Origin of the sequence: Streptomyces tritici, assembly GCF_048500665.1 — a bacterium.
Lineage (GTDB): Bacteria > Actinomycetota > Actinomycetes > Streptomycetales > Streptomycetaceae > Streptomyces > Streptomyces tritici.
In genome coordinates, this window is the sequence record NZ_CP183183.1 from 6,796,742 (window position 1) to 6,810,194 (window position 13,453).

At 74.0% G+C, this 13,453-nt stretch carries 13 protein-coding genes; 7 read left to right on the plus strand and 6 right to left on the minus strand.

Going from position 1 to position 13,453, the window contains the following annotated elements; translation table 11 throughout:
• Positions 1-17: 17 nt before the first annotated feature.
• The 4 genes from rocD to ACNJ93_RS31270 all read right to left on the minus strand — a co-directional run bounded on the left by rocD (position 18) and on the right by ACNJ93_RS31270 (position 3,763).
• A complete protein-coding gene (rocD, locus tag ACNJ93_RS31255) occupies positions 18-1,265 on the minus strand; it encodes an ornithine--oxo-acid transaminase (protein ID WP_418960825.1) in 1,248 nt (415 codons plus the stop codon).
• A complete protein-coding gene (gene ddaH, locus ACNJ93_RS31260) occupies positions 1,262-2,092 on the minus strand; it encodes a dimethylargininase (protein WP_418961590.1) in 831 nt (276 codons plus the stop codon). The genes rocD and ddaH overlap by 4 nt, the downstream gene beginning before the upstream one ends.
• Before the next feature lie 170 nt (positions 2,093-2,262).
• Complete coding sequence (locus ACNJ93_RS31265; RefSeq protein ID WP_418960826.1) at positions 2,263-2,862, minus strand: Lrp/AsnC family transcriptional regulator; 600 nt, start codon at positions 2,860-2,862, stop codon at positions 2,263-2,265.
• Positions 2,863-2,941: 79 nt separating this feature from the next.
• A complete protein-coding gene (locus ACNJ93_RS31270; protein ID WP_418960827.1) occupies positions 2,942-3,763 on the minus strand; it encodes a dienelactone hydrolase family protein in 822 nt (273 codons plus the stop codon).
• A 190-nt stretch (positions 3,764-3,953) separates the two neighbouring features.
• Between ACNJ93_RS31270 and ACNJ93_RS31275 the strand changes: the two genes are divergently transcribed.
• Both ACNJ93_RS31275 and ACNJ93_RS31280 read left to right on the plus strand, forming a co-directional pair.
• Positions 3,954-4,655, plus strand: coding sequence for a helix-turn-helix domain-containing protein (locus tag ACNJ93_RS31275; protein ID WP_418960828.1), 702 nt, complete (start codon positions 3,954-3,956; stop codon positions 4,653-4,655).
• Between the two features lie 96 nt (positions 4,656-4,751).
• Positions 4,752-5,306, plus strand: coding sequence for a dihydrofolate reductase family protein (locus ACNJ93_RS31280; protein WP_418960829.1), 555 nt, complete (start codon positions 4,752-4,754; stop codon positions 5,304-5,306).
• 93 nt (positions 5,307-5,399) lie between these two features.
• On the opposite strand, the gene ACNJ93_RS31285 is transcribed toward ACNJ93_RS31280, so the two are convergent.
• Complete coding sequence (locus ACNJ93_RS31285) at positions 5,400-6,758, minus strand: lipase family protein (protein ID WP_418960830.1); 1,359 nt, start codon at positions 6,756-6,758, stop codon at positions 5,400-5,402.
• Positions 6,759-6,956: 198 nt separating this feature from the next.
• Here ACNJ93_RS31285 and ACNJ93_RS31290 point away from each other — a divergent pair, with 198 nt between their 5' ends.
• Complete coding sequence (locus ACNJ93_RS31290) at positions 6,957-8,219, plus strand: PucR family transcriptional regulator (protein WP_418960831.1); 1,263 nt, start codon at positions 6,957-6,959, stop codon at positions 8,217-8,219.
• Between the two features lie 32 nt (positions 8,220-8,251).
• Here ACNJ93_RS31290 and ACNJ93_RS31295 read toward each other — a convergent pair whose 3' ends face one another.
• Positions 8,252-8,431, minus strand: coding sequence for a DUF2283 domain-containing protein (locus tag ACNJ93_RS31295; RefSeq protein WP_418961591.1), 180 nt, complete (start codon positions 8,429-8,431; stop codon positions 8,252-8,254).
• Positions 8,432-8,507: 76 nt separating this feature from the next.
• Here ACNJ93_RS31295 and ACNJ93_RS31300 point away from each other — a divergent pair, with 76 nt between their 5' ends.
• The 4 genes from ACNJ93_RS31300 (at position 8,508) to ACNJ93_RS31315 (ending at position 13,249) form a co-directional block, all read left to right on the plus strand.
• Complete coding sequence (locus ACNJ93_RS31300; protein WP_418960832.1) at positions 8,508-9,485, plus strand: SDR family NAD(P)-dependent oxidoreductase; 978 nt, start codon at positions 8,508-8,510, stop codon at positions 9,483-9,485.
• A 68-nt stretch (positions 9,486-9,553) separates the two neighbouring features.
• Complete coding sequence (locus ACNJ93_RS31305) at positions 9,554-10,036, plus strand: SRPBCC family protein (RefSeq protein ID WP_418960833.1); 483 nt, start codon at positions 9,554-9,556, stop codon at positions 10,034-10,036.
• The gene (locus ACNJ93_RS31310; RefSeq protein ID WP_418960834.1) at positions 10,023-11,657 is read left to right on the plus strand and encodes a phytoene desaturase family protein; all 1,635 of its coding nucleotides are present in this window, start codon (positions 10,023-10,025) and stop codon (positions 11,655-11,657) included. Before ACNJ93_RS31305 ends, ACNJ93_RS31310 begins: the two co-directional genes overlap by 14 nt.
• Positions 11,658-11,890: 233 nt before the next feature.
• Positions 11,891-13,249, plus strand: a complete 1,359-nt coding sequence (locus ACNJ93_RS31315) for a DUF5685 family protein (RefSeq protein ID WP_418960835.1) — start codon at positions 11,891-11,893, stop codon at positions 13,247-13,249.
• Positions 13,250-13,453 lie beyond the last annotated feature (204 nt).

Sequence of the window (13,453 nt, forward strand, 5' to 3'; positions counted from 1 at the left end):
GAGGGCCGGCGGCGCCGCTACGCCAGGACCTTGCGCAGGACCGCGAGCGCGGACAGCAGCTCCTCCTCGGTGATGGTCAGCGGCGGTGCGAGCCGGATCGTCGAACCGTGCGTGTCCTTGACCAGCACGCCTTCCGCGAGCAGCCGTTCGCTGATCTGCCGCCCCGTGCCGACCGCGGGATCGACGTCCACGCCCGCCCACAGCCCGCGCGACCGGTAGGCCGTGACGCCCGAGCCGACCAGGGAGGCCAGTTCGCGGTCCAGTACGCCGCCCAGCTCGGCGGCCCGCCGCTGGAACTCACCGGTGGCCAGCAGGTCGACCACGGCCGAACCGACCGCCGCCGCCAGGGGGTTGCCCCCGAACGTCGAACCGTGCTCACCCGGCCGCAGCACGCCGAGCACCTCACGGCGGGCGACCACCGCGGACACCGGCACGATGCCGCCGCCCAGCGCCTTGCCCAGGAGCAGCACGTCCGGAAGGACCGCTTCGTGGTCGACGGCCAGCGTGCGGCCCGTGCGCCCCAGGCCCGACTGGATCTCGTCGGCGATGAAGAGACAGCCCGCGCGCCGGGTCAGCTCGCGCACCCCCGTGAGGTAGCCGTCGTCGGGGATCAGGACGCCCGCCTCGCCCTGGATCGGCTCGATCAGCACAGCCGCCGTCGTCTCGTCCACGGCCGCTTCGAGCGCGGCGAGGTCGTTGTACGGGACGACCCGGAAGCCCGGGGTGAAGGGCCCGAAGCCGGCGCGGGCCGACTCGTCCGTCGAGAAGCTCACGATCGTCGTCGTGCGGCCGTGGAAGTTGCCGTCCGCGACGACGATCGTCGCCCGGTCCGGAGCGACGCCCTTGACCTCGTACGCCCACTTCCGGGCCACCTTGACCGCGCTCTCCACGGCCTCGGCGCCGGTGTTCATCGGCAGGACCATGTCGAGGCCGGTCAGCCGGGCCAGGCCCTCGGCGAAGCCGGCCAGCCGGTCGTGGTGGAAGGCCCGGGAGGTGAGCGTGACCTCGTCGAGCTGGCGGTGCGCGGCCTCGGTGAGGGCGGGGTGGCGGTGCCCGAAGTTGAGGGCCGAGTAACCGGCCAGCATGTCGAGGTAGCGGCGGCCCTCGACGTCCTCGACCCAGCTGCCCTCCGCCCGGGCCACGACGACGGGCAGCGGGTGGTAGTTGTGCGCGAGCACCGGGGCCTCGGCGCGGATCAGCTCCTCCGACGAGCGCGTCCGGGAACCGGAGCCGGGCGCGGGGAGGGAGGTGACGGGGCTGGTCATGAGCGGATCTCCTGGGTGCAGCACTTGATGCCCCCGCCGGCCTTGCGGAACTCCGAGAGGTCGACGGGGACGGGGACATAGCCTCGGTCGGCGAGCTGGTCGACCAGACCCTGCGCCTGAGGGTCGATGAAGACGTGGCGCCCGTCGGAGACGGAGTTCAGCCCGAACGCCAGGGCGTCGTCCTCGGAGGCGATCACCGCCCGCGGGTAGAGCCGGCGCAGGACCTCACGGCTGCCGGGGGAGAAGGCCGGGGGGTAGTACGCGATGTTCCCCGCGCGCCTGCCGGTTCCGTTGCCGTCGCCGTCGTCCTGGCCTTCGCCGTCGCCTTCCTCGCCGAGGAAGAAGAGCGCCGTGTCGAGGTGGTAGAAGCGGGGATCGACCAGCTGGAGGCTGATCGTCGGCCGGCCGAAGAACTCCTGCGCCTCCCGGTGGGCCGCCCACTCGGTACGGAAGCCCGTACCCGCGAGGATGTACGGGCCGCACGGCACGAGGTCGCCCTCGCCCTCGCACACCGAACCGGGCGGGTGGACGTCGAACCCGGAGTTCTTGAACCAGAGTTCGTACGCCGCCGACTCCGGCCGCCGTTCCGGTGCGTGGAAGGACGAGCCGAGGACCCGGCCGTCCACCACCACGGCCGCGTTCGCGGCGAACACCATGTCCGGCAGGCCCTCGACCGGGCTCACCGTCTCCACCGTGTGGCCGTGGTCCCGGTAGACCTGGACCAGACGCGCCCACTGCTCGCGGGCGAGCGCGGTGTCCACGGGGGTGTCCGTGTCCATCCACGGGTTGATCGCGTAGCGCACTTCGAAATGGCGCGGCTCGCACATGAGATAGCGCCGGGGGCGCCGGTCACGGCTGAGCGGGGTACGGCCCACGGGCACAGAAGGTCCTCCGTTCCACGGCGGTGAGGGATGGTCCCACCGTAGAAAGGGGCCGATTCGCGCGACAAGAAGAGGAAGCTGCGCGTACGCGCACGATCGCTGCGCGGTTCCCGGGCTCAGAGCAGGTTTGCTGCGTCCCCCGGCGTGTCGCCGAAAGCGGGCCACGGTGCGGACCCCGAGGCGGACCCCGGTACGGGCTCTGAACCGGTCCCGGAGGCAGGCGTCGCCGCGGACTCCGACGCGGACGAGCTGGCGCCCGCCTCCGGGCTGTCCGGCAGCAGGTGCGAGAGGACCATGTAGCTGACCGTCTTGCGGATGAAGGGCTCACTGCGGATCTGCTCCAGCACCTCCTCGAAGTGCTCCACGTCCGTGGCCCTGACGTGCAGCAGCGCGTCGGCCGCCCCCGTCACTGTCATGGCCGCCGCGATCTCCGGGTACTTGCGGGCCACCTCCGCGAGGCGCCTGGGTGGTGCGGCGCTGTCGCAGTACACCTCGACGTACGCCTCGGTTCGCCAGCCGAGCGCGGAGGGCCGGACGGTGGCGCGGAAGCCCGTGATCACATCGGCCTTGCGCAGCCGGTCCACACGGCGCTTGACGGCGGTGGCCGACAGACCGATCGCCGCGCCGATCTCGGCGAAGCTCGCCCGCGCGTTCTCCATCAGGGTCGCGACGATCTTCTCGTCGAGCTCGTCGAACGGCGTGAACCGTGCGGTCATGGCTGCGTGTCTTCCTCTGGTCGTGCCCGTACGGCCCCCGTGCGCGCGGTCGGCGCTGCCGCACGGGCCGTACGGCACGCTAGCACCGGGTCAGGAGCCGTCGGCGGAAGTGGTCGAGGACCTGGTCGAGGGCCTGGCGGGTGGGCTGGCCCGGTTCGTCGACGAGATGCTCGGTCAGGACGGAGTGCGGGGGCAGCAGAGCGTCCGGGTTCGCGGCGCCGTCGTCGAGTTCGACCGCCACGAAGGACGGGCCGAGCTTCTCGCGCAGCAGGTCGAACCGTGCCTCGGGCACGAGCCGGTCGCCGCGGAAGCGCAGCCCGAGGACGGTCAGGCCCTCGGCGCAGTGCTGTCGGACCTTGCGCAGGTCGCCGGGGGAGATGTCGATCGAACGGCGGTTGCGCGCGGTGACGGCCAGGGGGAGGGACGGTTGGCACAGCACGGGCGCGAGCAGGCGGTCGTCGGTGGCCATGGCCAGGGCGTACCCGCCGGTGAAGCACATGCCGACCGCGCCCACGCCCGGGCCGCCGCACCGCTCGTGCTCGCGCACGGCGAGGGCGCGGAGCCAGGTGACGACGGGGGAGGTGCGGCCGGCCGCAAGGATCGTGAACTCGCGGCTGACGCAGATCTGCGCGAAGGCGCGCAGCCCCGTCCTCACCGTGCCCGTGCGGCCGTGGGCCTTCGGGTCGGGGTCACGTCCGGCGACGCCGAACAGGTCGGGCATCACGACGGTGCAGCCGATGTCGCGGACGCGGCGCGCGAATCCGGCGACCTTCGGCGTGATGCCGGGCACCTCCGCCATCACGATGACGGCCGGCCCGGTCCCCGAGCGCAGCACGGCATGGCTGCGGCCCTCGTGCGTGAACCGTTCGCGTACGAAGTCCGTCAGCGGGTCGTCGGACACGTGTCCTCCTGGTCCGGGTGGGAAGGAGTGGCCGGCCCGGGTCACCCTACTCTCCGGTAACCGGCCTGCGGGCGGGTTCGTACGACCTGTTGCGTGGTGCGGAGCACAAGAAGCCGGGCGATACTGCCCGCACGCCGCGCTCCGGACCGAGGAGCGGGCGGGGTGCGGTGTTGCGGGGGAGGGAAGGGCGTTGGGCCTGGAGATCGAGAGCCGGCCGTCGGAACTGCCGTTCATCGAGCGGGTCTGGCGCAGCCGCAGCGAGGACGTCAGCCGGATGATGTCGGTCGCGACCTCGCACTGGGAGCTGGTGTTCTGGGAGCACCGGGGCGAGGTGCAGGCGGCCGTGCTGGGACCGGAGGCGAAGGCGTCCCCCGCCCCGGTCCCCGGCGACGCCGTCTTCTTCGGCATCAGTTTCGCGCTGGGCACGTCGATGCCGCACATCCCGGTCAGCCGGCTGGTGGGCGTCAACGTGGCGATCCCCGATGTGACGCGGCGTTCGGTGTGGCTGAAGGGCTCCGCCTGGCACGTCCCCGACTACGACAACGCCGAGGCGTTCGTGCGCCGGATGGTGCGCGAGGGCATCGTGGACCTCGACCCCGTCGTTCCGGCGGTGCTCGGCGGCGCGGCCCCCGACGTCACCGACCGCACCCTGCAGCGGCGTTTCGTCGCCGCGACCGGACTGACGCAGGGCGCCGTCCGGCAGATCCACCGCGCGCGCCAGGCGGCGGTGTCGATCCAGGAGGGCGTGCCGGCCCAGGAGGTCGTGCACCGGCTCGGGTACTTCGACCAGCCGCATCTGGCGCGGTCCTTGAAGCGGTACGTGGGACGGACCGCCACGCAGCTGAGCCGGCCGGACACGACGGAGCCGCTGTCGCTTCTGTACAAGACCTGACCCCCGGCGCCTGCCTACTGTTCCTCACGTGGCCGAGGGAATCGGCCGCCCCGGCCGCGGAGCGGGCCGGACCCCTGCATTCGTCGTGGAGGAATCATGCGCAAGGTCGTTTCGGGTCTGTTCGTCTCGCTGGACGGCGTCGCCCAGTCGCCGAACGAGTGGCAGTTCGCGTTCGACGAGGAGATGGGCGCGGCGCTGGCCGACACGCTGGAGACCGCCGACACGATCCTGCTGGGCCGGGTGACCTTCACCGAATGGGCCGGATACTGGCCGACGGTCACCAGCGGCGAGGACGCCGGCTTCGCGAAGTGGATCAACGAGTCGCCCAAGTACGTCGTCTCCTCGACGCTCGACAGCGTCGACGACTGGGCGAACAGCACCCTGATCAAGGGCGACCTCGTGACCGCGATCGAGGAGCTCAAGGCGGGCGAGGGCAAGGACATCACCGTCGCCGGCAGCCCCACGCTGGTGCGCTCGCTGCTGGAGCTGGACCTGCTCGACGAACTCGTCCTGCTGATCCACCCGGTGGTCGCAGGCGAAGGCCGCAACAAGCTGTTCACCGACGACATGGCGCTGAAGAAGCTCCGGCTCGTCGGCGCCCGGCCCACCAGCAGCGGCGTCATCATCGCCACGTACCGCCCGGAGCGCTGAGCCGACGGCTGGCGGCAGCCGGGCCCTGCCGGCCAGGCCCGATCGGCACGGCAGGGCTCGGTGCGGGCGGTGCGGCAGGGCCCTCGGGCGGGCTCAGGACGTCGGGGCGGCCTTCTCCGGTTCGAGGGAGTTCCCCGCCGGGATGCGGCCGCAGTCGGACGGGGCCGTCCTGCCCGCGAAGCGGTCGTCCAGCCAGGCGATGGCGGCGGGCGCCCAGACCACGGGCGCGCCCAGGTGGCTGAGCAGGTCGTACTGGCTGTACTTGATGGCGGTGTTGCCGGTGGCGCAGTACTGCCGGGCGAGCGCCCGTACGTCGCCGGAGACCATGACGCCGTCTCCCGTGCCGATGCCCGGAGGGTTGTTGAAGGTGCCCTCCAGGACGCCCGCGTTGCCCTGGGCGATGAAGCCGGGGACGGTCGGGGTGGCGGCGGAGCCGAGGTTCAGCTTGTTGACCGCGGTGAGGAACTCGGGCACGGAGTTGGGGTCGGCGTACTCGGGCTTCGCCATCTTCTTCCAGGTCAGCCCGGGGTAGCGGCCGTTGGCCTCCAGAATGGAGGCGTTCTCCAGCTCGTCGTACACCTGCAGGCCGTACGGGCTCAGGTACTGCCTGAGGTCGATGTCGTAGGAGCGGGCGACGCCGATGACCGCCATGGGGATGACACCGGTCCAGACGACGGACCCGTCCACGTACCTGAGGTTGTGCGCGGGGGCCACGAGCAGCCCGCCCTCGGTGAAGCCGACGAGCCGGTCGTTCACGTCGGGGGCGTAGCCGGGGGCGAGCGCGGCGGCCCAGCCGGTGGCGATGGCCCCGCCGGAGTAGCCCATGAGGCCGAACCGGGTGCCGCTGTTCAGACCGGTCTCCGCGGAGCGGGTCGCGGCGCGGATCGAGTCCAGGGTGTTGGTCCCGTACTCGGGTCCCGCGGCGAAGTCGGCGCGCTGGCCCTGGGTGTCGGGGATGACCAGGTCGTAGCCCTTCAGCAGGAGCGGCGCGAGGAAGGCGCTCTCGCTGTTGGGGATGAGGCCGCCGAGGGTGACGTCGCCGGCGATGGCGCGCGACGGACCGTCCTCGGGGTCGAGCGAGTCGTAGAACGACTGGTAGGACACGGCCCTGCTGCCGTCGCCGTGGTGACTGCGCACGACCGTGGTCACGTTGGCGGCCGGGCGGCCCTGGGCGTCTGTGGTGCGGTAGAGGAGCTGGATCGCCCTCACCGGCGTGGGGATGCCGAGGAGGTGGTACTGCAGCGTGCGGGTCTTGAGCACGGCGCCCGGCGCGAACGAGGACAGCGGCTCACTGCCGTCGTACGCGTAGAACGGGTCGCTCGCCGACGCCGTCGCCGCGGCTGTCGCGGGTGCTGCGGTTGTCGATTCGACGGCGACGGCCGTCGGAGCGGTGGTCATGGCCGCTGCGGTGGCGACGGACACGGCGATCATTCGAACGGCCGCCTGGGTCATGCTCCCTCGATTCGTGACAGTGACGGACTCGGGTGGGGGGAGGAGAGGGGGCGAGGGGCGGCGCTGCCGCGTTCCGCCCCTGGCTGACAAGGACCGGGGGGATGTGTTACCAACCGGTAGGGAATTCCCGGAGACCATGATGGAGCGCGTGCGGGACCGCGCCTCCGTTGCGTACGACAGAGATGCGCGAGGCGGTTTGTGACCGGATCCAACACAGAGGGCGGCACCGGCCCGGTGCCCCACTTCGGCGGCGTACCGGTGCACAAACGTCTGCTGGCCGCCGCGGCGGAACTGGAGTCGGCGGTCATGGCCCGGCTCGTGGAGCAGGTGCCCGTCTACGGGACGCTGCCCTCCGAGCAGTTGCGCGGCGAGATCGCGCGGCAGACGGGCCGCGCCATCCGGACCTGCGCCGAACTGCTGCGCACCGGCGAGCCGCTGGGGGAGGCCGAGCAGGCGGCCGTCCGCGAGTCCGCGGCGCAGCGCGCGGACGAGGGCGTGCCCCTGGAGGCCGTCGTCGGGGCGTACCACCTCGGCGCGGAGGAGTGCTCCGACCACGTCCTCGCGGCGGTCCGGCCGGGCGACCTGCGGGACGCGCTGCTGGTGCAGCGGCGCGTCCTCGGCTACCTGCGGCAGGTGAGCTCGGCCGTCGCCGCCGGGTACGTCCAGGAGCGGCAGGCGGCGCTCAGCGACGAGCAGGTCGCCCTGCAGTCGCTGCTGTCCCGGCTGCTGGAGGGCGGCAGCCCGCAGAGCGCCGCCGACCGGGCCGGCGTCCGTCTCCCGCCCTGCTACCTGGCACTGAGCATCGCCGTGGGCCCGCACCCCGACGAACTGCTGCCCGGGGTGAACCGGTTCGTCGTGGTGCGCCGTAAACTCCGGCGGCTGCGGGGCGAGTTGCAGCGGCACACGACGGGCGTGCCGCTGTCCGCGCTGTCCGGCGACGGCGGCCTGGTGCTCTTCCCCTGCGACACCGCGCCCGCGGCCTTCGGCTCTGCGGACCGGGACCGGCTCGCCGGGCTGGTCGGCCACCTCGCCCGCATGTGCGGAGCCGACCTGCTGGTGGCGGCGGTCGCCGCGCCCCCGGAGGGCGTCGCGGAGGCCGCCCGGCTGGCGGCCGAGGTGCGCGAGGTCGCCGAGGCGTCCGGCCGGGAACCCGGCCTGTACCTGCTGGACGACGTCCTGCTCGAATACCAGCTGAGCCGCCCGAGCCCGGCACGGGCCGGCCTCGCCGCACTGCTCGCCCCGCTGGACGCCCGCCCCGAACTCGTGGGCACTCTCCGCGCCTTCCTCGCCTGCGGCCTCGACCGCCGCCGCGCCGCCGCACGGCTCCAGGTCCACCCCAACACCGTCGACTACCGCCTCCGCAAGGTCGCGGACCTCACCGGCCTGGACGCCGCCCGAGGCACCGACCTCCTGACCCTCCACGCGGCCCTGACGGCGCGGGACGCGATGCGACGGGGGTGAGGCCGAGGAGGCCCCGCACTGCCCCGCACGCCTCACGCCTCATCGGCGTCCAGGCGCTCCGCGGACCGGAGCAGGTACGCGGGCAGCTTCGCGTCGGCGGCCGGCACCTCGATGCCGACGAGGCGGCCCTCCTCGTCGAAGTCGAGGTTGATCATGCCGTGGGGACGGCGCGGCCTGCCGGTCGCTTCCGCCCGGAATGTCCTGGGGAGGATTAGGACCGGCGATCCGGGTCACTCGCGGGACGTGAAGGAACCTCCGAACGCTCGGACACCCGGGCCCGTCGTCGTCGTGACGGGCGCCTCCAGCGGGATCGGCCGTGCCGCCGCCGTCGCCTTCGCCCGGCAGGGCGCGAGGCTGGTGGTCACGGCCCGTAGCACGGAAGCCCTGGAAGAGGTGGCGCGGCAGTGCGCCGACGAGCACCCCGAGGCACAGGCACTGGCCGTCCCGGGGGACGTCACCGACCCGGACGCCATGGTGCGCGTCGCGGAGGCGGCACTCACCCACTACGGCGGCATGGACGTGTGGGTGAACGCGGCCGGCGTCGGCCTCATCGGCCGCCTGGACCGGCTGCCCGTGGACGATGTGCGCCGCCTCTGGGACGTCAACGTGCTGGGCGTCCTCAACGGAACCCGTGCCGCACTCCCGGCGCTCCGCCGCCGGCCGCGCGGCGTGCTCATCAACGTCTCGTCCGTCCTCGGCGGCGCCGTCCCCGCCCCGTACATGGGCGCCTATGCCGTCTCCAAAGCCGCCCTGGTCATGCTCGACGACGTGCTGCGCGAGGAACTGGCCCTCAGCGGCACCGGCACCGGTAGCGTCACCGTCTGCACCGTGTTGCCCGCGGGCGTGGACACCCCCTTCTTCTCGCACGCGGCCAACCACACCCGGCGCCGCGTGCGCAGGCTGCCCGCCGTCGCGACGCCCGAACGGGTGGCGCGCCGCATCGTGCGGGCCGCCGCCCGGCCACGGCGGCGCGTCGTCGTCGGCCCGGGAGCGCGGCTGCTGCCGAGGCTGTACGCCGCCGCGCCGGGGCTGGTCCGCGGTGTCATCTCCCGCCGCATCGAGCACGGCTATCTGGACGCCGCCGGCACCGCACCCCTCTCCACCGGCGTGCTCCACGAGCCCTCCGGGGCCACGGCCGGCATCCGGGGCGGGCGGCACGCGGGTGCCCGTACCGCCGCCCGCCGGGCCGTCGCGGCGGCCTGCGCGGCGGCGGCCTCGACGGCGGCGCTGAAGGCGGTCGCGGCACGTCGCCCCCGGCCCGGCTGACGGACGTCCGCCGAGCGCAACGCAGCAGGTCTCCCGTCCGCTTCGTCCAGTCGAGGAGGTTCGAGGTCATGGCACAGTGGCATCGCCTCGTGCACGCCGCCCCCCAGGACGTCTGGTCCGTCCTGAGCGACGGCCGGTCGTACTCCCGATGGGTCGTGGGCGCCCACGACTCCGTGCAGAAGGATCCGGAGTGGCCGGCCGAGGGCTCCGAACTCGCGTACTCGCTGAAGGCGGGCCCCTGGACCTATCGAGGCCGCACCGTCTCCCGCCTCTGCGAGCCGGTCCGGCGCCTGGAACTGGAGGCGATGAGCGGACTCGGCAGCGCCCGCATCGCCTTCCGTGTCGAACCCTGGGGGGACGAGACCCTCGTCGTCGTCGACGAGCACCCCCTGCGCGGTCCTGCGGCACGCTGGCACAACGCCGTGCTGGACGCGTTCCTGCGCCTGCGACACCGAGGGATGCTGGCGCGCCTCGGAAGGATCGTCGAGGGCAGGGCCGCCGAAGGCGGAGCCGTCGCATCGGGGAAGGCGGAGCACCGTGGCCCCGCCTGACGCCGCGGCCGGCTCCCACCCCCCGGCCGGCACGCGGACCGCCCGGGACGCGGTCGTCATCGGGGCGGGCCCCAACGGACTGGTGGCCGCCAACCTCCTCGCCGACGCCGGCTGGGACGTGGCCGTCCTCGAAGCCCAGGGGGAACCGGGAGGTGCGGTACGCAGCGACCGGGGCGTCCATCCCGACTACGTCCACGACACGTTCAGCGCGTTCTATCCCCTGGCCGCGGCCTCGCCCGTCCTCCGGGACCTCGGACTGGAACGGTACGGACTCCGCTGGAGCCACGCGCCCGCCGTCGTGGGCCATCCCCTCCCGGACGGACGCTGTGCGGTCCTGAGCCGCGACGTCGAGCGGACCGCGGCCTCACTGGCCCGCTTCTCCCCCGCGGACGCCGACGCCTGGTACCGCCTGTACGACCTGTGGTGCCGCTACGGTGACGACCTCGTGGCGTGCCTCTTCACGCCCTTCCCCCCGGTCCGGTCCGGCCTGCGGCTCGCCGCGCGCGCCCGCGCCGCCGAAGGGCTGCGCCTCGCGCGCACCCTGCTCCTGCCCGCCCGCCGCTTCGGCGAGGAGCACTTCGCCGGCGAAGGAGGCAGGCTGCTGATCGCGGGCAACGCCCTTCATGCCGACCTGGGACCGGAATCCGCGCTCGGCGGCGGGTTCGGCTGGCTGATGTCCATGCTCGGGCAGGCCCACGGCTTCCCCGTCCCCGTCGGCGGGGCGGGCCGGCTCACGCAGGCCCTCGTCGCCAGACTCCTCGACCGGGGTGGCGAGCTGCGCTGCGGACACGCGGTGACCGAGGTGCTGGTCCGCGACGGCCGCGCCGTCTCCGTACGCACCGCCGACGGCATGGAGACGCCCGTGCGGCGGGCCGTGCTCGCCGACGTGCCGGCACCGCTGCTCTACGAACGTCTCGTCGGCCCGGAACACCTGCCGCCCCGCCTCCGCGCCGATCTGAGCCGATTTCAGTGGGACTTCGCCACCGTCAAGGTCGACTGGGCGCTGTCCCGTCCGATCCCCTGGACCTGCGAGGACGCGCACGGCGCGGGCACCGTCCACGTCGCCGACGGCGTCGACGCGCTCACCAGGTTCGGCGGTCAACTGGCCATGGAGCAGGTGCCGGACGTGCCCTTCACCGTTCTCGGCCAGATGACCACGGCGGATCCCTCTCGCTCGCCGGCGGGCACGGAATCGGCCTGGGGGTACACGCACGTGCCGCAGCGCATCCGGTCCGACGCCGGCGACGACGGCATCACCGGCGCGTGGGACGCGCGCGAGAAGGACGCGATCGCGAACCGTGTCGAGGCGGGGATCGAGCGCCTCGCCCCGGGGTTCCGCGACGCGATCGAGGCACGGCGCGTCCTCGCACCGCCGGATCTGGAGCGGCTCGACGCCGCGCTGGTGGGGGGTGCCGTCAACCAGGGCACGACCAGCCTCCACCAGCAGCTGTTCTTCCGGCCCGTGCCCGGCGACGGCCGCCCCCGGACCCCCGTCCGCGGCCTCTACCTCGCCTCCGCCACCGCCCATCCGGGAGGCGGCGTCCACGGAGCCCCCGGCGCGAACGCGGCCCGGGCGGCCCTGCGCACCCCACGTCTCCCGCGCCGGCGCCGACGGCCCTGAAACGAGCGTCGACGGGCCCGGCGCCGAAGGAAGGGCGGGCAGCGGGAGGTGAGGGCCGGCACGGGGAGGCGAGGGCCGGTCGGCCGGGTCCGGCCGCCGGACCAGCGACCCTCTAGGATGTCGGCCGCGCGTCGACGTCATCTGCGGTTGACGTCACGCGTGGTCATGCGGCCGTGGGCCGTCCGTCCGGCCGGATGCCGGGCAGTCAGTTGTTCGTACGGGGGAGTACTTCGGTGTTCGGAATCATCAGGCCCTGCCGCCATCGCCTGGGCGAGGGGCTGCGTACCGAGTGGATGGCGCATCTGTGCGGCCTCTGCCTGGCGCTGCGCAGCGAGTACGGGCAGTTCGCGCGGGTGGCCACCAACTACGACGGCCTCATCGTCTCGGTGCTGACGGAGGCGCAGTCGGAGCGCAGCGGCGACTGGCGGCGCGGCGCCGGCCCATGCCCGCTGCGCGGGATGCGGTCGGCGGACGTGGCGCAGGGCGAGGGCGCGCGGCTGGCGGCGACGGTGTCCCTGGTGCTGGCCGCGGGGAAGATACGCGACCACATGGCCGACGGTGACGGCCTGTTGGGGCGCCGCCCGGTCAAGGCGGCAGCCCGCCGGATCGCCCGCGGCTGGGACCGCGCGGGCGCCGCGGGCGGCGAACGGCTCGGCTTCGACACCGCGGTGCTGCTCGAAGCCGTGGAGCGCCAGCCGGAGATCGAGCGGCTGACCGGTCGCGGCGGCTCGCTGCTGACCGTCACGGAGCCGACGGAGACGGCGACCGCCGCCGCGTTCGCGCACACCGCCGTGCTCACCGGCCGGCCGGGCAACGCCGAACCGCTGGCCGAGGCCGGCCGTCTCTTCGGCCGGCTGGCGCACCTGCTGGACGCGGTGGAGGACCTGGACGCCGACGAGGCGGCCGGCGCGTGGAACCCCATCGCCGTGACCGGGGCGGACCGGGCCGAGGTGCGCCGTCTCTGCGACGACGCCGTCCACGGGATCCGACTCGCCCTGGCGGAGGCGGAGTTCGTCGACGGCCGGCTGGTGCACGCGCTCCTCGGCGGCGAGCTGGAGCGCGCCGTCGACCGGGCCTTCGACCCGCGGCACCGCCACCACGAGCACCGCCACCAGGCGCGGGGCGTGCGCATGCTGCCCTGGCTCGGGCGCCGTACGGCGACGCCTCCGGAGCCGGCCACGGGCGCGACGTGCGGCGTCGGAGCGCTCGCGGCCCCGGAGGGCGCCGCCTGGGCGTCGGGCCGGCCGCCGGAGGGGCAGTGCCAGCGGTGCGGCCAGTGGCGCCGGCTGTGCGCCGACTGCCGGGTGTGCTTCAACTGCTGCCGCTGCGGCGACGACTACGGCGGCGACGAGGGCGAGCCGGTGCAGTTCGGCGACGGCAACCGCGGCGGCGGCTCGAACCGGGACGGCTCCGGCGGCGACGGCTGGTTCGGCGGCCAGGGCGGCGGCGGCCGGGGCGGTGGCCAGGGCGGCGGCAACTCCGGAGGCGGCCACGGTTCCGGCGGCGGCAACGGCTCCGGCGGCTCGGGCGACGGCTGCTGCGGCGGCGACGGCTGCTGCAACCCGTGCAAGTGCTGCGACTGCTGCGACTGAACGAACCGGCCCCCGACGTCCGCGGCGACCCGCGGACGTCGGATCCGACCGGGTACGTCATGGACACCGCGCCCGTGCCCGTGCCGAGGCGAGGGCCTGCGGCGCCCCGCCACGGCCGGGTGCGGTGCGCCCCGACCCGCGTCCGTGCGCCCGACCCGCGTTTGTGCGCCCCGACCGCATCCGCGCGCCGCCGTGACGGCGAAG